The sequence below is a fragment of the Pseudomonas sp. SK genome (assembly GCF_012975065.1).
Taxonomy (GTDB): Bacteria; Pseudomonadota; Gammaproteobacteria; order Pseudomonadales; family Pseudomonadaceae; genus Aquipseudomonas; species Aquipseudomonas anuradhapurensis.
On sequence record NZ_CP051857.1, the window covers coordinates 1,048,259 to 1,067,555 of the forward strand.

Sequence of the window (19,297 nt, forward strand, 5' to 3'; positions counted from 1 at the left end):
ATCCCTTACTCGATGACTTTGGGTACCAGGTACAGACCGCTTTCGGTCGATGGCGCGATGGCCTGGTAGGCGTCGCGCTGGTTGCTCTCGGTGACCTGGTCGGGGCGCAGGCGCTGGCTGGCCTCCAGGGGGTGGGCGAGGGGCTCGATGCCCGTGGTATCGACCGCTTGCATCTGGTCGACCAGCCCGAGAATGCTGTTGAGGGCGTCGGTAATTCGTGGCAGTTCGCCATCATTCAGCCCCAGACGGGCCAGATGGGCGATCTTTTCCACGTCGCAGCGTTCAAGCGCCATGGGGATCTCCAGGGGAAACAAAGAACGGAATTTGGGTCCGCAGTGAGGAACATGTCAGCTTTCTGACGGTCTAACGGCCGCGATCATCTGCTGGCTTGCTCGGAAAAACAGCCAATTTAACATATTGGCTCCTTGCCCAAAATCCCTGCCATTGTTAGAGTTTGCCGCACTTTTTTACCCACGCTTTCCCCAGGGTCACTTTCCCATGTTCAAGAAACTGCGTGGCATGTTTTCCAGCGATCTGTCCATCGACCTGGGTACTGCCAACACCCTTATTTACGTGCGTGAGCGCGGTATCGTCCTGAATGAGCCCTCGGTTGTTGCCATCCGTACCCATGGCAACCAGAAAAGCGTCGTCGCCGTCGGTACCGAAGCCAAGCGCATGCTGGGCCGCACGCCTGGCAACATCGCTGCCATTCGTCCGATGAAGGACGGCGTGATCGCCGACTTCAGCGTTTGCGAAAAAATGTTGCAGTATTTCATCAACAAGGTTCACGAGAACAGCTTCCTGCAGCCGAGCCCGCGCGTGCTGATCTGCGTGCCGTGCAAGTCGACCCAGGTAGAGCGCCGCGCCATCCGCGAGTCGGCCCTGGGTGCCGGTGCCCGTGAAGTGTTCCTGATCGAAGAGCCGATGGCTGCTGCCATCGGTGCCGGGCTGCCGGTTGAAGAAGCCCGCGGCTCGATGGTTGTCGATATCGGTGGCGGTACCACCGAAATCGCGCTGATCTCGCTGAATGGCGTGGTCTATGCCGAATCCGTGCGCGTTGGCGGCGACCGCTTCGACGAAGCCATCGTCACCTACGTGCGCCGCAACTACGGCAGCCTGATCGGCGAATCCACCGCCGAGCGCATCAAGCAGGAAATCGGTACCGCCTACCCGGGCGGCGAAGTCCGCGAAGTCGATGTCCGTGGCCGCAACCTGGCCGAAGGCGTCCCGCGTGCCTTCACCCTGAATTCCAACGAAGTGCTCGAAGCGCTGCAGGAATCCCTGGCGACCATCGTCCAGGCGGTCAAGAGTGCCCTGGAGCAATCGCCGCCCGAGCTGGCCTCGGACATCGCCGAGCGTGGCCTGGTGCTGACCGGTGGTGGCGCGCTGCTGCGCGACCTGGACAAGCTGCTGGCCCAGGAAACCGGCCTGCCGGTGATCGTCGCCGAGGACCCGCTGACCTGTGTTGCCCGTGGCGGCGGTCGCGCCCTGGAAATGATGGACAAGCACGCGATGGACCTGCTCTCCAGCGAGTGATTCAGCTCGCTGTTCACGAGCGCCCGGTTTACAGGTAGCACGCACAGTGCTACCTGTATGTGCTGGGCTGGCGCCTGTTCGCGGCGCCGTATCCATCAACCCGCAACCAGGCTGGTGCGTTGTCCCATGTCCAATGACCTCCTGAGTCGTCCACGAGGAACGGCCCATTAAACCGCTTTTCTCCAAGGGCCCTTCGCTGGGCGTTCGCCTGCTCGTTCTGGTGGTGCTGTCGGTCGCGTTGATGGTGGTCGACGCGCGCTTCGACGTGCTCAAGCCGGTGCGCAGCCAGATGGGCCTGGTACTCATGGAGTCGTACTGGATCACCGACCTGCCGCAGCGTGCCTGGCAAGGTGTGGCCGGCCAGTTCGGCAGCCGCACCGAACTGATCGCGGAAAACGAAAAGCTCAAGACCGAAGCCCTGCTGCTGCAGGGGCGCCTGCAGAAGCTGGCCGCCCTGACCGAGCAGAACGTGCGCCTGCGCGAGTTGCTCAACTCGTCGGCGCTGGTCAACGAAAAGGTCGAAGTGGCCGAGCTGATCGGGGTCGACCCCAACCCCTTCACCCACCGCATCCTGATCAACAAGGGCGAGCGCGATGGCGTGTTCCTTGGCCAGCCGGTGCTCGATGCGCGCGGCCTGATGGGCCAGGTGGTCGAGTTGATGCCCTATACCTCGCGGGTGCTGTTGCTGACCGATACCACCCACAGCATCCCGGTGCAGGTCAACCGCAACGGCCTGCGTGCGATCGCCAGTGGCACCGGTAACCCGGAGCGCCTGGAGCTGCGCCATGTGGCCGACACCGCCGACATCAAGGAAGGCGACCTGCTGGTCAGTTCCGGCATGGGCCAACGGTTCCCCGCCGGCTATCCGGTCGCCACGGTCAACGAAGTGATCCACGATTCTGGCCAGCCGTTCGCCATCGTGCGTGCCATCCCGACTGCCGCGCTCAACCGCAGCCGCTACATGCTGCTGGTGTTCAGTGACCGGCGCAGCCCGGAGCAGCGTGCCACCGAAGCTGCCATCGCCCAGGAAGAAGCCGACCGCAAGGGCTCTGCGGCGCCTGGCCAGCCGGCCAGCGCGGGTGCGCCGGGGGCAGCCGCCGGTAGCGTGCCGGCCAACCCGGCGACCCCGGCGACCCCGGCAGCACAGCCTGCAGCGCCGGCGGCCGCGCCTGCCACGCCTGCCGCAGCGCCTGCCGCACCTGCTCACCCCCGGAGGCAATGATGGCTGTATCACGCCGCAACAATGGCTGGGTCATCTGGCTGACTTTCGCCCTCGGCCTGCTGCTCAGCGTCTCGCCCATGCCTCAGTTCATGGAAGTGTTCCGGCCCATGTGGCTGGCCTTGCTGGTGTCGTTCTGGACCCTCGCCGTACCGGGCAAGGTCGGCATGACCACGGCGTTCGTACTGGGCCTGGCCGAGGACGTGCTGTATGGCACCCTGCTTGGGCAGAACGCGCTGATCCTCACCCTCATCACCTTCCTGGTGCTGTCCTTGCAGCAGCGCCTGCGCATGTTCCCGATGTGGCAACAGAGCCTGGTGATCCTGGTGATCTTTGGTATTGCCCAGTTGATCCAGCTGTGGCTCAGCGCGCTGACCGGCAATCGCCTGCCCACCCTGGCGCTGGTCTGGTCGGCGGTGATCAGTGCCTTGCTCTGGCCGTGGATCAGCTTTGCCCTGCGCGACCTGCGCCGACGCCTGCATATCAACTGACGGCCGCCACGCCTGACAGGGAGATGTCTGCATGACCCCGCTATTCCTGGCCTCCGGCTCGCCCCGCCGTCGTGAACTGCTGACCCAGATCGGCGTGCCGTTCAGCGTCGTCAATGCCCCGATCGATGAAACCCCGCTACCCGCCGAAGGCGCCCCGGCCTATGTCGAGCGCCTGGCCAGGGCCAAGGCTGGCGCCGGCCTGGCCAGCATCGCAGGCCCGGCCGTGGTGCTGGGGGCGGACACCGCCGTGGTGCTCGATGGTCGCATCCTCGGCAAGCCAGAAGATCGCGAACAGGCCCTGGCCATGCTCGCCGGCCTGTCGGGCCGCGAGCACCAGGTACTGACCGCAGTCGCCGTCGGCGATGGCCAGCGCATGCACAGCGTGTGCGTCACCAGCACGGTGCGTTTCCGCCCGATCAGCGCCGATGAAGCGCAACGCTACTGGGCCAGCGGCGAACCCTTGGACAAGGCCGGCGGCTATGCCATCCAGGGCCTGGGTGCGGTATTCGTCACCGGCCTTTCCGGCAGCTACTCGGCGGTGGTCGGCCTGCCGCTCAGTGAAACGGCCCAACTGCTTGGCCTATTCGGCATCGCCTGCTGGCAATCCCCCGCGCATACGCCAGAGGTAACAAACCAGCGGTAGCCAGCACTGCATACGCCGTCCATCATTACCAGATACCTTTGACGAGAGCCTGCCATGAGTGAAGAGATCCTGATCAACATCACCCCGATGGAGTCACGCGTGGCGGTGGTGGAAAACGGGGTACTGCAGGAAGTACACGTCGAGCGTACCCAGCGCCGGGGCATCGTCGGCAATATCTACAAGGGCAAGGTGGTGCGCGTGCTGCCAGGCATGCAGGCGGCGTTCGTCGACATTGGCCTGGAGCGCGCGGCGTTCATCCACGCCTCGGAACTCTCCCAGCGCGAAGGCTCGGCGGTGGAGAACATCACCGCCCTGGTGCACGAAGGCCAGGCGCTGGTGGTGCAGGTTACCAAGGACCCGATCGGTACCAAGGGCGCGCGCCTGACCACCCAGCTGTCGATCCCGTCGCGCTACCTGGTATACATGCCGCGCAGCAGCCATGTCGGTATTTCGCTGAAGATCGAAGACGAAGCCGAGCGTGAGCGCCTCAAGCAGGTGGTCAGCGACTGCATGGAAAGCGAGAACATCAAGGACGCCGGCGGCTTCATCCTGCGCACCGCTGCCGAAGGTGCGCGCGCTGAAGAGATCCTGCAGGACATCCGCTACCTGCGGCGCCTGTGGGAGCAGATTGGCACGCAGATCAAGACCTGTGGTGCGCCCATGGTCATCTACGAGGACCTGGGCCTGGCCCTGCGGACCTTGCGCGACCTGGTCAACCCGAAGATCGAGAAGATCCGCATCGATTCGCGGGAAACGTTCCAGAAGACCACGCAGTTCGTCGGCGAGCTGATGCCGGAAATCGCCGATCGCCTCGAACACTATCCGGGCGAGCGGCCGATCTTCGACCTGTACGGGGTCGAGGATGAAATCCAGCGCGCCCTGGAACGCAAGGTGCCACTCAAGTCCGGTGGTTACCTGGTGGTCGATCCGGCCGAAGCGATGACCACCATCGACGTCAACACCGGCGCCTTCGTTGGCCATCGCAACCTTGAAGAGACCATCTTCAAGACCAACCTCGAGGCTGCCACCGCCATCGCCCGGCAGCTGCGCCTGCGCAACATCGGCGGCATCATCATCATCGACTTCATCGACATGGAAGACGAGGAGCACCAGCGCCAGGTGCTGCGCACCCTGGAAAAGCAACTCGAACGCGACCATGCCAAGACCAACATCATCGGTATCACCGAGCTGGGCCTGGTGCAGATGACCCGCAAGCGCACCCGCGAGAGCCTGGAGCAGGTGCTGTGCGAGCCCTGCCTGGCTTGCCAGGGGCGCGGCAAGCTGAAGACCGCCGAAACCATCTGCTACGAGATTTTCCGCGAGATCCTGCGCGAGGCCCGTGCCTACCAGGCCGAAGGCTACCGGGTGCTGGCCAACCAGAAGGTGGTCGACCGGTTGCTGGACGAAGAGTCCGGTAACGTGGCCGAGCTGGAGGCTTTCATCGGCCGAACCATTCGCTTCCAGGTCGAGTCGATGTATTCGCAGGAACAATACGATGTGGTGCTGCTCTGACACCTTCTGAAATGCACTGCGGGTGGGCCGGGCTGGCAGAACCGGTGCTACCGCCGATCATGGATAAACGACCTGGAGGGCCATGGCCATGGGACGTCTGAACCGCGTTCTTGTCGCCTTGACCCGCTGGGGGCTAGGCATTTGCGCCCTGCTGGCAGTGCTGGTGGCGCTGTATGTCAGCCTCGGCCGCGAGCTGGTGCCGTTGGTGGCCGAGTACCGTGCCGATGTGCAAAGCAAGGCCGAAAAAGCCCTGGGCTTGCCCGTGCACGTCGGTGCCCTCGAGGGCCGTTGGAGCGGCCTGGCGCCGGTGTTGCAGGTGCGCGACCTGCAACTGGGCGAGGGCGCCACGGCCCTGCGCCTGGATGACGTCAAGGTGGTGCCTGACATCTGGGCCAGCCTGACGACAGGCGAAGTACGCCTGGCCCGCATACAGCTGGGCGGCCTGCAACTGATCCTGCGCGAGAACGAGCAAGGCAACTGGGCTCTCGAAGGCCTGCCGAAGAAGGACGATGCGCCGCTCGACCCCGCCGAACTGCTGCAGCGCCTGCGCCAGCTGGGCCGCATCGATGTGTTCGACAGCCAGGTCACCTTGCACCCCTGGCAGCGCGACCCATTGACCCTCACCTATGTCAGTGCCGGCCTGCAGGCCGGCGCTTCGCGGCAGTCCCTGGAGCTGCGTGCGACCTTGCCTGATGGCCAGCCCCTGGCGCTGAACCTGCGCAGCCGCGCCTCGGCCAGTGCCTGGCGCGACGGCCAGGTCGAAGCCTACCTTAGCTTGCCGCAGAGCGACTGGGCACGTTGGCTGCCGCCACGCCTGCTCGGCCAGTGGCATGCCGACAGCTTGCGGGCGGGGGGCGAGTTCTGGGTCGACTGGCAGCAAGGGCAGTTGCAGCAGGCCGTGGTGCGCCTCAATGCCCCCGAGCTGCAGGGCGCCTATGCCGGGCGCAAGGCGGCCAAACTGCACAACCTTGCCTTGGGGGCCTGGTTCCAGCGGCGCGAGCAAGGCTTCGACGTGGTGCTCGATTCGCTGGCCATGGATATCGGCAAGACCCGTTGGGAGTCGCACCTGCAGTTGCAGCAGCGTCCTGGCGAGAGCGCTGCCGATGAGCGCTGGCAGTTGCAGGCCGACCGCCTCGACCTGACGCCGCTGACCCCCTTGATCGACGCCCTGGCGCCGTTGCCGGACAAGGTCATGGCGGTGGTCGATGGCCTCAAGGTGACTGGCGCATTGCGCAACGTGCGGTTGGAAGCCAGGCCCAAGGCCGAGGGCGACCAGCGCCTGCAGTTCGCAGCCAACCTGGAGAAGGTCGGCTTCGACGCCTATCACAATGCGCCGGCTGCCGGTAACGTCAGCGGCAGCATCAGCGGTGACCTCGGCCATGGCGAGCTGCGCCTGGACACCGACGCGTTCATGCTGCATCTGTACCCGATCTTCGCCAAACCCTGGCACTACCAGAAGGCCAATGCACGCCTGACCTGGACCCTGGACCAGCAAGGTTTCACCCTGGTCGCGCCGTACCTCAAGGTACTGGGCGAAGAAGGCAAGATCGCCGGCGACTTCCTGATCCGCCTGCTGTTCGAAGAAGGGCGTGAGGACTACATGGACCTGCGGGTCGGCCTGACCGAAGGCGATGGCCGCTATACCGCCAAGTACCTGCCCGAGGTGCTCAGCCCGGCCCTCGATGAATGGTTGCGCAGTGCAATCGTCAAAGGCACGGTGGACGAAGGCTACTTCCAGTACCAGGGCTCGCTGAACCATGGCGCGGCGCCGGAAGCGCGCAGCATCAGCCTGTTCTTCAAGGTGCGTGATGCGGCGCTGGACTTCCAGCCCGGCTGGCCGCAGGTGCAGCACGTGGATGGCGATGTGCTGATCGAGGACAGCGGGGTACGGATCAAGGCCCAGCGTGGCGTACTGCTCGATACCAAAGTCAGTGATGTGAGCGTCGATATCCCGCATGCCGAGGCGGGCCAGCCCAGCCACCTGTACCTCGATGGCGCCTTCGACGGCAGCCTCGGCGATGGCCTGAAGATTCTCAAGGAAGCGCCTATCGGCACGGGCGAAATTTTTGCCGGCTGGGAGGGCGAGGGGCCACTCCAGGGCAAGGTCAGGCTCGACATCCCGCTGGCGCATGGGCAGCGGCCGAAAGTGCAGGTGGACTTCGCCACCCACGATGCACAGCTGAAAGTGGCGCCACCAAGCCTGGAGCTGAGCAACCTGAAGGGCGACTTCAGCTTCGATTTCGACAAGGGCCTCAGTGGCAAGGGCATCAGCCTGCAGGCTTTCGGCAAACCGGTGACGGCGCAGATCACCGCCGAAGGCCAGCCAGGGCAGATACAGTCGCGCATCAATGCCAATGGCCGGGTGTCGCTCAAGGCGCTGACCGACTGGCTGCAGTTCAAGCAGGCTTTGCCAGCCTCCGGCGAGCTGCCGTACCGCTTGCAGCTTAGCCTGGGGGGGCGCGACAACCGGCTGAGCGTCAACTCCAGCCTCAAGGGCCTCGCCATCGACCTGCCGGCACCGTTCGGCAAGGCAGCGGCGGAAACCCGTGACGGTCGGTTCAGCATGACGCTGCAAGGTCCGGAGCGGCGCTTCGATGCGGCATACGCCGACCTTGCCCGCTTTGCCTATGCGGCGCCGGCCGACAAGTTGGCCCAGGGGCGTGGCGAGCTCGTGCTGGGCGGCGGCGATGCGCAGCTGCCTGGCGGCCAAGGCCTGCGTGTGCGCGGTCGCCTGGACACGCTGGACCTGGCGCCCTGGCAAGATCAGGCTGCACGTCTGGGCGGCGACGACCCGGGCGGCAGCGCGCGGCAGAATCTGCAGGGCGTCGACTTGAGCATCGGCCAGTTGAAGGCGTTCGGCATGGACCTCAACCAGGCCGTGGTGCGCCTGGCCCGTGGCGGCCCAGCCTGGGACCTGCGTCTGGACAGCAAGGAAGTCATCGGCAACGCCCGGCTTGCGGATGCCAAGGGTGCGCCGTTGGTCGTACGCCTGCAGACCTTGCGCCTGCCGGCTGCCAGCGCTGCCGAGCAGCAGGCCGAAGACGGCGTGGACCCGCTGGCTGCCTTCGACCCACGCAAGGTCCCGGCGCTGGACCTGAGCATCGACAAGCTATACCGCGGTGACGACCTGTTCGGCAGCGCATCGCTCAAGTTGCGGCCGACCGCGCGTGGCGTGACCGCCAGTGATATCGACCTGGCCTTCAAAGGCCTGCATATCAACGGTGGTGGCGGCTGGGAAGGCGAACCGGGCAGCACCGGCAGCTGGTACAAGGGGCGTCTGGACGGCAAGAACCTGGCAGACGTGCTCAAGGCCTGGGGCTTTGCCCCTACCGTGACCAGCCGCGAATTCCGCCTGGATGTGGATGGCCGCTGGCCAGGTTCGCCGGCAGCCGTCGGCCTCAAGCGCTTCTCCGGCAGCATGGACGCGGCGCTGCGCACCGGCCAGTTCGTCGAGGTCGAGGGCAGCGCCCAGGCGCTGCGGGTATTCGGCCTGCTCAATTTCAACTCGATCGGCCGACGCCTGCGCCTGGACTTCTCCGACCTGTTCGACAAGGGCCTGGCCTACGACCGGGTCAAAGGCCTGCTGGTGGCCAGCGATGGTGTCTACGTGACCCGCGAGCCGATCGCGGTGACCGGGCCGTCGAGCAATTTCGAGCTGGATGGCACGCTGGACATGGTGAACGACCGGGTCGATGCCAACCTGCAAGTGAGCCTGCCAGTGACCAACAACCTGCCCCTGGCGGCGCTGATTGTCGGCGCGCCAGCGGTAGGCGGGGCGCTATTCCTGGTCGACCGGCTGATTGGTGACCGGGTGTCGCGTTTTGCCAGTGTCCACTACCGTGTCGAAGGGCCATGGAAAGAGCCTAGAATCACATTTGTGAAACCTTTCGAGAAATCCCGCCAGGAGTAACCATGAAGGCAGCGGTCATCCAGATGGTCAGCCAGGACGATGTGCTGGCCAACCTGCAACGCGCCGGTGCCCTGCTGGAGCAGGCGGCATTCGGCGGCGCGCGTCTGGCCGTGCTGCCAGAAAACTTCGCCGCCATGGGGCGCCAGGATGCCGCTGCCATCGGCCGCGCCGAAGCATTGGGCGAAGGGCCCATCCTGCCATGGTTGAAACGCACCGCCCGCGACCTCAGGTTATGGATTGTCGCCGGTACCTTGCCATTGCCGCCGGTCGGGCAGCCCGACGCCAAGGCCCATGCCTGCTCGCTGCTGATCGACGAACACGGCGAGGTGGCGGCACGCTATGACAAGCTGCACCTGTTCGATGTGGACGTTGCCGACAACCGTGGCCGTTACCGGGAGTCTGACGACTACGCCCATGGCGGCCAGGTGGTGGTAGCCGATACGCCGGTAGGGCGAGTGGGGCTGAGCGTATGCTACGACCTGCGCTTTCCCGAGCTTTACAGTGCACTGCGTGCCGCAGGTGCCGAGCTGATCACAGCGCCGGCCGCCTTCACCGCGGTAACCGGGGCGGCGCACTGGGAAGTGCTGGTGCGCGCCCGTGCCATCGAAACCCAGTGCTACCTGCTGGCAGCAGCGCAGGGCGGGACCCACCCGGGGCCACGGGAAACCCATGGCCATGCGGCGATCGTCGACCCCTGGGGGCGCATCGTCGCGGAACAGGCGCAAGGCGAAGCAGTACTGCTGGCCGAGCGCGACATCGATGAACAAGCGTCCATCCGGGCGCGCATGCCGGTGCTGTCGCACCGGCGCTTCTTCTCGCAGGACGCATTGCGGCCTGCGCACACCTCGGAGTGACTATGAGCCAGATGTTATCCACCGTCAGCGAACATCTCCTGGCCCCAGGCGGCTTGACCGTGGACAGCCTGCAGAGCGTGCTGGGTGAGTTGGCCGGCCCCGGCATCGATGCCGCCGACCTGTATTTCCAGGGTCAGATCTCGGAAACCTGGGCGCTGGAAGACGGCATCGTCAAAGAAGGCAGCTTCAACCTGGACCAGGGCGTGGGCGTGCGTGCCCAGTCCGGCGAAAAGACCGGCTTTGCCTATAGCAACGCGATCAACCTCGAGGCACTGACCTCGGCGGCCCGTGCCGCCCGTTCGATTTCGCGCGCCTGGCAGAATGGCAAGGTGCAGGTGTTCCATAGCCAGGATGTGGCCGCCCTTTACCCGGCGGACAACCCGCTGGATGTGCTGAGCCGCGCCGAGAAGGTCGAGTTGCTCAAGCGTGTCGACGCCGCCACCCGCGCCCTCGATCCGCGCATCCAGCAGGTGAGCGTGAGCATGGCCGGGGTCTGGGAGCGCATCCTCATCGCCGCCGCCGATGGCAGCCTGGCCGCTGATGTGCGCCCGCTGGTGCGTTTCAACGTCAGCGTCATCGTCGAGCAGAACGGCCGTCGCGAGCGCGGCGGGCAGGGCGGCGGCGGGCGTACCGACTACCGTTTCTTCACCGAAGAACGGGTAATGGGCTATGCCCGCGAGGCGCTGCGCCAGGCCCTGGTCAACCTCGAGGCTATCCCGGCGCCGGCCGGTACCCTGCCGGTGGTGCTCGGGTCGGGCTGGTCGGGCGTGCTGCTGCACGAGGCTGTCGGCCATGGCCTGGAAGGCGACTTCAACCGCAAGGGCAGTTCGGCGTTCAGTGGCCGTATCGGCGAAAAAGTGGCGTCGAGCCTGTGCACCATCGTCGACGACGGCACCCTGGAAGGCCGCCGTGGTTCGCTGAGCGTGGATGATGAAGGCACACCGACCGAGTGCACCACGCTGATCGAAAATGGCGTGCTCAAAGGCTACATGCAGGACAAGCTGAACGCCCGCCTGATGGGCATGGCGGTGACCGGCAACGGCCGCCGCGAATCCTACGCCCACCTGCCGATGCCACGCATGACCAACACCTACATGCGGGCTGGCGAAAGCGACCCACAGGAAATCATCGCCTCGGTGAAAAAAGGCATCTACTGCGCCAACCTGGGCGGTGGTCAGGTGGATATCACCAGTGGCAAGTTCGTGTTCTCGACCAGTGAGGCCTACCTGATCGAAGACGGCAAGATCACCGCGCCAGTAAAAGGGGCGACCCTGATCGGCAATGGCCCGGAGGCGATGAGCCGGGTGTCGATGGTTGGTAACGACCTGGCGTTGGACAGCGGGGTAGGGACCTGCGGCAAGGACGGGCAGTCGGTGCCGGTCGGGGTCGGTCAGCCGACCTTGAAGCTGGATGCGATCACGGTTGGCGGCACCGGGGCGTGATGGCTTCGGGGACCGTTGTGGGAGCGGGCGTGCCCGCGAAGCAGGCGACGCGGCGCATGGCACCGGCTTCGCCGGTGTTCGCCGGCTTGCCCGCTCCCACAGGAGCCCGGGCTGTCAGCGCAAGCCGCGCTGCAATTCGTCGAGGTCGCGGATGTACTTGAACACCTTGCGCGCAGCGGCAGGCGGCTTGTTCCGCGCTTTTTCGTGCTGGGCATGGCGCACCAGCGAGCGCAACTGCTGGCGGTCGGTATCGGGGTACTCGTTGACGAAGCGTTCGAGGTCTTCGTCGTTACCGTCGATCAGCCGGTCGCGCCAGCGCTCCAGGCTGTGGAAACGCTCGTTGTACTGGCGCGTGGAGCTGTCCATCTGTTCGAGCAAGGCGTGGATGGCATCCAGGTCCTGCACACGCATCAGCTTGCCGACGAACGACATGTGCCGTTTGCGCGCGCCGTGAGCAGTGTGCTTGCTGGCCTCGGCCAGGGCCTTGCGCAACTCGTCGGTCAACGGCAGGCGGGCCAGGGTATCGGCCTTGAGCGTGGTAAGGCGCTCGCCGAGTTCGACCAGCGCATGCAGTTCACGCTTGATCTGGGTTTTGCTTTTTTCGCCGTCGAAGGCGTCGTCGTTTGAATCAACCATGGTGGCAGTCCGCTAGAAATCGCCGCCATGATAACCAGTCGGGGGCCGCTTGTCCGGCCCGGTCGTAGAATGATCCTTGCCGAACGCAGAATTTGAGTGGAGAGAACCATGAGTGCAGTCCAGAGCGTAGGTCCGAAGGACCTGCCAGCATTGCAGGAGCAGGTCGAGGCGATCATCGCCGAGGCGCACCGCCAGGGGGCCAGTGCCTGCGAAGTGGCGGTGTCGCTGGAGCAGGGCCTGTCCACCACGGTACGCCAGCGCGAGGTCGAAACGGTCGAGTTCAATCGCGACCAGGGCTTTGGCATCACCCTCTATGTCGGCCAGCGCAAAGGCTCGGCCAGCACCTCGGCCAGTGGCCCGGAGGCGATTCGCGAAACCGTTGCCGCTGCCCTGGCGATTGCCAGACATACGTCCGAGGATGCCTGTGCCGGCCTGGCCGATGCGGCCCTGATGGCCCGCGAGATCCCGGACCTTGACCTGTACCATGACTGGGATCTGGAGCCCGAGAAGGCCATCGAGATGGCGCTGGCCTGCGAGGCGGCGGCATTCGACGCCGACCCACGCATCCTCAACGCTGACGGCACCACCCTCAATACCCATCAGGGGTGCCGCGTGTATGGCAACAGCCATGGCTTCATCGGTGGCTACGCCTCGACCCGGCACAGCCTGAGCTGTGTGATGATCGCCGAAGGCGACGGGCAGATGCAGCGCGACTACTGGTACGACGTGAACCGCCAGGGCCAGCTGTTGGCCGACCCGCGTAGCATCGGTGTGCGCGCTGCCCAGCGTGCCGCCAGCCGCCTGGGCGCACGGCCAGTACCGACCTGTGAAGTGCCGGTGCTGTTTTCCGCCGAGCTGGCGGGTGGCCTGTTCGGCAGCTTCCTGTCGGCCATTTCCGGCGGCAACCTGTACCGTAAGTCGTCGTTCCTCGAGGGCACCATCGGCCAGCGCCTGTTCCCCACCTGGCTGACCCTCGACGAGCGCCCGCACATTCCGCGTGCGCTGGGCAGTGCCGCGTTCGATGGCGACGGCCTGGCTACCTATGCCAAGCCGTTCGTCGACAAGGGCGAGCTGGTCTCCTACCTGCTGGGTACCTATTCCGGGCGCAAGTTGGGGCTGCCAAGCACGGCCAATGCCGGCGGCGTGCACAACCTGTTCGTCAGCCATGGCATCGAAGACCAGGCGGCGCTGATCCGGCGCATGGGCCGCGGGCTGCTGGTGACCGAACTGATGGGGCACGGCCTGAACATGGTAACGGGCGATTATTCGCGTGGTGCGGCGGGCTTCTGGGTCGAGAATGGCGAGATCCAGCATGCGGTGCAGGAAGTGACTATCGCCGGCAACATGAAGGACATGTTCCAGCAGATTGTGGCGATTGGCAGCGATCTTGAAACCCGCAGCAATATCCACACCGGTTCGGTGCTGATCGAGCGGATGACTGTGGCGGGTAGCTGATTCGCTGCGGGTGGCGGCCTCTTGGCGGGTGAATCTGCGCAGAGGCCCAGTCCAGACGGAAGACAATCCGATCCCGGCGCTCACGCCGGGATTTTTGTTTCCGCCCCTGCCCCTTGAAGTGATACAGATTCTCAATTAATAATGAATGTCATTATCTGGCAACCCGGCGATGATGTTCATGAAACCCGCTCTCCGCGAACTGCCCTACCTGGACAACTGGCGCTGGCTCAGTCGACGCATACGCTGCGCGCTCGACCCTGACGAGCCGCGGCTGATCGAGCATTACCTGGCCGAAGGCCGCTACCTGGTGCGCTGCACCGAAACCTCGCCATGGACCGTGGCCCTGACCTCGTTCCGCCTGCTGCTGGATACCGCCTGCGATCGCATGTTGCCCTGGCATTGGCGCTGCCAGTGCCTGGACCAGGCCTGGCGCCCGCTGCTGGACCTGCGCAACCTCGATCGCCAGGCGCACAACCAGCGCTGGCAACCCTATGCCCTGCAGTTGGCCAATTGCCGCCTGCTGCCGTCGCATTCCCCCGATGAACCGATGCAAGGATTGTGAACATGAGTGATACCCGTATCGAGCGCGACAGCATGGGCGAACTGCAGGTGCCGGCCCAGGCCCTGTACGGTGCCCAGACCCAGCGCGCGGTCGACAATTTCCCGATCAGCGGCCAGCGCATGCCGGCCCAGTTCATTCGGGCGCTGTTGTTGGCCAAGGCCGCGGCGGCCAAGACCAACGTCGAGCTGCAACAGCTGTCTGCAGCGCAGGGCCAGGCGATCGTCACGGCCGTCGAACAACTGTTGGCGGGGGAGTTCATCCAGCATTTCCCGGTGGATGTGTTCCAGACCGGCTCTGGTACCAGCTCGAACATGAACGCCAACGAGGTGATTGCCACCTTGGCCAGCCGTGTCCTGGGTGATGCTGTCAGCGCCAACGACCACGTCAACTGCGGCCAGAGCAGCAACGACATCATCCCTACCACCATTCATGTCAGCGCGGCGTTGGCCCTGCATGAGCAACTGCTGCCGGCCCTGGCGCATCTGGTGGAGGTCATCCAGGCCAAGTCGCAGCAAGTGCATCAGTACGTCAAGACCGGCCGTACCCACCTGATGGATGCCATGCCGGTGCGCATGAGCCAGGTGCTGGATGGCTGGGCCGCGCAGCTCAACGGCGCCAAGGCGCATATCGAAGCTACCCTGCCGAGCCTGCAGGCGCTGGCCCAGGGCGGCACTGCGGTGGGTACCGGCATCAACGCCCACCCGCAATTCGCTGTCGGCTTCGCCCGCCAACTCAGCAGCCTGACCCGGGTCGAGTTCACCCCCGGGCAGAACCTGTTCGCCTTGATCGGCTCGCAGGACACCGCCGTGGCCCTGTCCGGCCAGCTCAAGACCACCGCGGTGGCGCTGATGAAAATCGCCAACGACCTGCGCTGGATGAACTCCGGGCCATTGGCCGGCCTGGGTGAGATCGAGCTGCAAGGCCTGCAACCGGGCTCTTCGATCATGCCGGGCAAGGTCAACCCGGTCATTCCGGAAGCCACCGCCATGGTCGCCGCCCAGGTGATCGGCAATGACGCCACCATCGCCATTGCTGGCCAGTCCGGTAACTTCGAGCTGAACGTGATGCTGCCGGTGATCGCCCGCAACCTGCTGGAAAGCATCGAGCTGATGGCCAACGCCAGCCGCCTGCTGGCTGACAAGGCCATCGCCGGCTTCAAGGTCAACCAGAGCAAGCTCAAGGAAGCCTTGGCACGCAACCCGATCCTGGTCACGGCGCTGAACCCGATCATCGGTTACCTGAAGGCCGCTGAAATTGCCAAGACTGCCTATAAGCAGGGGCGACCGATCATCGACGTGGCCCTGGAGCACACCGACCTGTCACGTGAGCAGCTGGAGGCGCTGCTGGACCCGGAGAAACTCACCGCTGGCGGTATCTGATCCTGGGTCACCGCCCATGGTTGGCCGGCGCCGAGCGGCTGCCCTGGGCGGCTATACCGTGCTTCCAGGTCGTCCCGCGCGGGCCTATTCGCCTTCGTCGAAGTAGTTGTTGATCAGTTCGACCAGCGCCTCCATGGCTTCGTTGTCTTGGTCCCCTTCGGTATGCAGGTGCACCTGGGTGCCTTTGCCAGCCGCCAGCATCATCACCGCCATGATGCTTTTGCCATCCACCAGCTTGTCTGGCGCGCGGCCCACCCTGACCTGGCAGGGGAAGCGGCCGGCCACGCCAACGAACTTGGCTGCCGCCCGGGCGTGCAGCCCCAGCTTGTTGATGATGGTGATTTCACGGGCGGGCATCGTGGGGCGGATCCTTGGGCTAGAGGTCGCGGTGGCGGACCTGGACGTTTTTCAGGGATTGCTGCAGCAACTGGCCGAGGCGCTCGGTGATGTATACCGAACGGTGATGGCCACCGGTGCAGCCGATGGCGATGGTGACGTAGGCACGGTTGCTGGCGGCGAAGCGGGGCAGCCACTTCAGCAGGTAGCTGGAGATGTCATTGAACATTTCTTCGACGTCCGGCTGTGCGGCCAGGTAGTCGATCACCGGTTGCTCGAGGCCGGAGTGTTCACGCAACTCGGGCTTCCAGTAGGGGTTGGGCAGGCAGCGTACGTCGAACACCAGGTCGGCATCGACCGGCATGCCGCGCTTGAAACCGAACGACTCGACCAGGAACGCAGTGCCAGGCTCGGGCTGGTTGAGCAGGCGCAGCTTGATGGAGTCGCGCAGCTGGTACAGGTTCAGGCTGGTGGTGTCGATCTTCAGGTCGGCCAGGTCGGAAATCGGCCCCAGCAGCTCACTCTCAACGCGGATTGCCTCGGCCAGCGAACGGTCGGCATTGGTCAGCGGGTGGCGCCGGCGGGTTTCCGAAAAGCGCTTGAGCAGCGTGTCTTCGTCGGCATCCAGGAACAGTACGTCGCACTGGATATGCCGGGCACGGGCTTCTTCGAGCAATTGAGGGAAACGGCTCAGGTGGCTGGGCAGGTTGCGTGCGTCGATCGACACGGCAACCTTGGGTTGCAGCAGCTCGGTGTTGATCAGCGCGTTTTCCGCCAGTTGCGGCAGCAGCCCGGCGGGCAGGTTGTCAATGCAGTAGAAACCGTTGTCTTCCAGGACATCGAGGGCGGTGCTCTTGCCGGAGCCGGACCGGCCGCTGACGATGATCAGGCGCATGTTCAGTGCTCGTTCTGTACGTCCAGGACAACCTGGAACAGGGCCTCGCTGCTGGTGGCCGCACGCAGGCGGTCACGCACTTCCTTGCGATCAAGCATGCTGGCAATCTGCCGCAGTAATTCCAGGTGAGCATCGGTCGCGGCTTCCGGCACCAGCAGGACGAACAGCAGGTCCACCGGAGCGCCATCGATCGCGTCGTAGTCGATGGGGGCTTCCAGGTGCAGCAGGGCGCTGACCGGAGCGGAGCATCCTGGGAGCCGGCAGTGCGGGATGGCAATGCCATTACCGAAACCGGTCGAGCCGAGTTTCTCCCGGGCGACCAGTTTTTCGAAGACGTCCTGCATCTCCAGTTCTGGTACTTGGTCGGCGATGACGGTGGCGACCTTTTCCAGGGCGCGCTTCTTACTGCCGCCCGGCACGTTCACCAGGGAACGGCCGGGGGTCAGGATGGTTTCAAGTCGGATCATGGATGAGGGGGATCAGCGGGCAGCTGCACCTTGCAGCAGGCTTTGCTGTTTTTCCTTGTGTTTTTTCAGTTGGCGGTCGAGCTTGTCGGCCAAGGCATCGATCGCTGCATACATGTCTTCGTGTTCGGCGTTGGCAACCACTTCGCCGCCGGGAATCTGCAAGGTCGCCTCGACCTTCTGTTGCAGCTTCTCGACCTTCATGATGACCTGCACGTTGGTGATCTTGTCGAAGTGACTTTCCACCCGAGCGAGTTTTTCAAGCACGTAATCGCGCAGTGGCTGGGTGACTTCTACATGCTGTCCACTGATATTGACTTGCATACAGCTTCTCCTTTGTTGCCCGTGCATAAAGAGGCAGGTCTTGCACCTGCCCCACAAACGCTGTGGCGCATCTCAGGGGCTACATCAGTCGCTTGCGTTCGCTCGACGGTGCGATGCCGAGAGACTCGCGGTACTTGGCGACGGTGCGACGGGCTACCTGGATGCCTTGTGCCTCCAGTAAACCAGCGATCTTGCTGTCACTCAATGGCTTTTTCTGATTTTCCGCCGCAACCAGTTTCTTGATGATCGCGCGGATCGCCGTGGACGAGCATTCTCCGCCTTCGGAGGTGCTGACGTGGCTGGAGAAAAAGTATTTCAGTTCGTAGATGCCACGTGGCGTGTGCATGTATTTCTGCGTGGTAACCCGCGAAATGGTCGATTCGTGCATGCCGACCGCCTCGGCGATGTCATGCAGCACCAGGGGTTTCATCGCTTCGTCGCCGTGGTCGAGGAAGCCGCGCTGGTGCTCGACGATCTGCGTGGCCACCTTCATCAGCGTCTCGTTGCGGCTTTGCAGGCTCTTGATGAACCAGCGCGCTTCCTGCAGCTGGTTGCGCATGAAGGTGTTATCGGCACTGGTATCGGCCCGGCGCACGAAGCCGGCGTACTGCGGGTTGACGCGCAGGCGCGGGATGGCTTCCTGGTTCAGCTCCACCAGCCAGCGGTCATTGTCCTTGCGCACGATGACGTCGGGCACCACGTATTCAGGTTCGCTGGACTCGATCTGCGAACCGGGGCGCGGGTTCAGGCTCTGCACCAGCTCGATGACCTGGCGCAGCTCGTCTTCCTTGATTTTCATGCGCCGCATCAGCTGGCTGTAGTCGCGGCTGCCGAGCAGGTCGATGAAATCGGTGACCAGGCGCTTGGCTTCGGTCATCCACGGGGTATTGGCTGGCAGTTGGCGCAGTTGCAGCAGCAGGCATTCACCCAGGTTGCGGGCACCGACGCCGGCCGGTTCGAACTGCTGGATGCGGTGCAGCACCGCTTCGACCTCGTCCAGCTCGATATCCAGCTCGGGGTCGAAACCGGCACAGATCTCCTCGAGGGTGTCTTCCAGGTAACCCTGGCCGTTGATGCTGTCGATCAAGGTGACCGCAATCAGCCGGTCGGTATCTGACATCGGTGCCAGGTTCAACTGCCACAGCAGGTGGCTTTGCAGGCTTTCGCCGGCCGATGTCCGCGTGGTGAAGTCCCATTCGTCATCGTCGTTGCTGGGCAGGCTGCTGGCGCTGGTCTGGTAGATGTCTTCCCAGGCGGTGTCCACTGGCAGCTCGTTGGGAATGCGCTCGCTCCACTCACCGTCTTCAAGGTTGTCGGCACTGGTGGTGCTTTCCTGGAAGCTGTTGTCCTGGACTTCGGCGGCCGGTTTGTTCTCGGCGTTGTCCGCCATCGGGTCGCTGTTGTCGAAGTCGTCGCCGTCTTCCTGACGTTCGAGCATCGGGTTCGACTCCAGCGCTTCCTGGATTTCCTGTTGGAGGTCCAGGGTGGAGAGCTGGAGCAGGCGGATGGCCTGTTGCAACTGCGGCGTCATCGTCAGTTGCTGGCCCATTTTTAGGACGAGCGATGGTTTCATGGCTGGGGCTTAATACCTTGTTCGCCGGCGCGCATGCGCCATCCACTACACGAGGGCGCCAGGGCG

18 protein-coding genes are annotated in these 19,297 nt (G+C 64.4%); 11 read left to right on the top strand and 7 right to left on the bottom strand.

The window, feature by feature from the left end; genetic code table 11:
- Window positions 1-5: 5 nt before the first annotated feature.
- Window positions 6-293: an Asp-tRNA(Asn)/Glu-tRNA(Gln) amidotransferase subunit GatC gene (gene gatC, locus HG549_RS04820; protein ID WP_003255165.1), complete on the bottom strand. Its 288-nt coding sequence runs from the start codon at window positions 291-293 to the stop codon at window positions 6-8.
- 205 nt (window positions 294-498) lie between these two features.
- On the opposite strand from gatC, the gene mreB reads away from it, so the two are divergent.
- The 8 genes from mreB (at window position 499) to tldD (ending at window position 11,607) form a co-directional block, all read left to right on the top strand.
- On the top strand, window positions 499-1,536 hold the full coding sequence (gene mreB / locus HG549_RS04825; protein WP_003255163.1) for a rod shape-determining protein MreB: 1,038 nt from the start codon (window positions 499-501) through the stop codon (window positions 1,534-1,536).
- A 196-nt stretch (window positions 1,537-1,732) separates the two neighbouring features.
- Entirely contained in the window at window positions 1,733-2,758 is a 1,026-nt protein-coding gene (mreC, locus tag HG549_RS04830; RefSeq protein ID WP_372241561.1) for a rod shape-determining protein MreC, read from the top strand.
- Window positions 2,758-3,246 carry a rod shape-determining protein MreD gene (gene mreD, locus HG549_RS04835; RefSeq protein ID WP_170028395.1) on the top strand — a complete coding sequence of 163 codons (489 nt, stop codon included), beginning with the start codon at window positions 2,758-2,760 and terminating at the stop codon, window positions 3,244-3,246. Before mreC ends, mreD begins: the two co-directional genes overlap by 1 nt.
- A 31-nt stretch (window positions 3,247-3,277) precedes the next feature.
- Window positions 3,278-3,889: a nucleoside triphosphate pyrophosphatase gene (locus HG549_RS04840; RefSeq protein WP_170028396.1), complete on the top strand. Its 612-nt coding sequence runs from the start codon at window positions 3,278-3,280 to the stop codon at window positions 3,887-3,889.
- Window positions 3,890-3,943: 54 nt separating this feature from the next.
- A complete protein-coding gene (gene rng, locus HG549_RS04845) occupies window positions 3,944-5,401 on the top strand; it encodes a ribonuclease G (RefSeq protein ID WP_170028397.1) in 1,458 nt (485 codons plus the stop codon).
- Window positions 5,402-5,483: 82 nt separating this feature from the next.
- The gene (locus tag HG549_RS04850) at window positions 5,484-9,311 is read left to right on the top strand and encodes a YhdP family protein (RefSeq protein ID WP_170028398.1); all 3,828 of its coding nucleotides are present in this window, start codon (window positions 5,484-5,486) and stop codon (window positions 9,309-9,311) included.
- A gap of 2 nt (window positions 9,312-9,313) precedes the next feature.
- The gene (locus HG549_RS04855; RefSeq protein WP_170028399.1) at window positions 9,314-10,165 is read left to right on the top strand and encodes a carbon-nitrogen hydrolase family protein; all 852 of its coding nucleotides are present in this window, start codon (window positions 9,314-9,316) and stop codon (window positions 10,163-10,165) included.
- Window positions 10,166-10,167: 2 nt separating this feature from the next.
- Window positions 10,168-11,607: a metalloprotease TldD gene (gene tldD / locus HG549_RS04860; RefSeq protein WP_170028400.1), complete on the top strand. Its 1,440-nt coding sequence runs from the start codon at window positions 10,168-10,170 to the stop codon at window positions 11,605-11,607.
- Between the two features lie 114 nt (window positions 11,608-11,721).
- On the opposite strand, the gene yjgA is transcribed toward tldD, so the two are convergent.
- Window positions 11,722-12,243 (bottom strand): ribosome biogenesis factor YjgA, encoded by a 522-nt coding sequence (gene yjgA / locus HG549_RS04865; protein WP_003255152.1) that lies wholly within the window; start codon window positions 12,241-12,243, stop codon window positions 11,722-11,724.
- Window positions 12,244-12,351: 108 nt separating this feature from the next.
- Between yjgA and pmbA the strand changes: the two genes are divergently transcribed.
- The 3 genes from pmbA to HG549_RS04880 all read left to right on the top strand — a co-directional run bounded on the left by pmbA (window position 12,352) and on the right by HG549_RS04880 (window position 15,639).
- Window positions 12,352-13,698: a metalloprotease PmbA gene (gene pmbA / locus HG549_RS04870; protein ID WP_170028401.1), complete on the top strand. Its 1,347-nt coding sequence runs from the start codon at window positions 12,352-12,354 to the stop codon at window positions 13,696-13,698.
- Between the two features lie 169 nt (window positions 13,699-13,867).
- Window positions 13,868-14,260 (top strand): FagA protein, encoded by a 393-nt coding sequence (locus HG549_RS04875; protein ID WP_170034050.1) that lies wholly within the window; start codon window positions 13,868-13,870, stop codon window positions 14,258-14,260.
- Between the two features lie 2 nt (window positions 14,261-14,262).
- Window positions 14,263-15,639, top strand: coding sequence for a lyase family protein (locus tag HG549_RS04880; protein WP_170028402.1), 1,377 nt, complete (start codon window positions 14,263-14,265; stop codon window positions 15,637-15,639).
- A gap of 84 nt (window positions 15,640-15,723) precedes the next feature.
- Here the strand turns inward: HG549_RS04880 and HG549_RS04885 are convergent, their stop codons facing one another.
- From HG549_RS04885 to HG549_RS04905, 5 genes are all read right to left on the bottom strand, one after another.
- The gene (locus tag HG549_RS04885; RefSeq protein WP_170028403.1) at window positions 15,724-15,996 is read right to left on the bottom strand and encodes an HPr family phosphocarrier protein; all 273 of its coding nucleotides are present in this window, start codon (window positions 15,994-15,996) and stop codon (window positions 15,724-15,726) included.
- Window positions 15,997-16,015: 19 nt separating this feature from the next.
- Window positions 16,016-16,870 (bottom strand): RNase adapter RapZ, encoded by an 855-nt coding sequence (gene rapZ, locus HG549_RS04890; RefSeq protein ID WP_170028404.1) that lies wholly within the window; start codon window positions 16,868-16,870, stop codon window positions 16,016-16,018.
- A 2-nt stretch (window positions 16,871-16,872) separates the two neighbouring features.
- Window positions 16,873-17,337 (bottom strand): PTS IIA-like nitrogen regulatory protein PtsN, encoded by a 465-nt coding sequence (gene ptsN, locus HG549_RS04895; protein WP_170028405.1) that lies wholly within the window; start codon window positions 17,335-17,337, stop codon window positions 16,873-16,875.
- A 12-nt stretch (window positions 17,338-17,349) separates the two neighbouring features.
- Window positions 17,350-17,658 carry a ribosome hibernation-promoting factor, HPF/YfiA family gene (hpf, locus tag HG549_RS04900; protein ID WP_003255135.1) on the bottom strand — a complete coding sequence of 103 codons (309 nt, stop codon included), beginning with the start codon at window positions 17,656-17,658 and terminating at the stop codon, window positions 17,350-17,352.
- Between the two features lie 79 nt (window positions 17,659-17,737).
- Window positions 17,738-19,231, bottom strand: coding sequence for an RNA polymerase factor sigma-54 (locus HG549_RS04905; RefSeq protein WP_170028406.1), 1,494 nt, complete (start codon window positions 19,229-19,231; stop codon window positions 17,738-17,740).
- Between the last annotated feature and the right edge of the window lie 66 nt (window positions 19,232-19,297).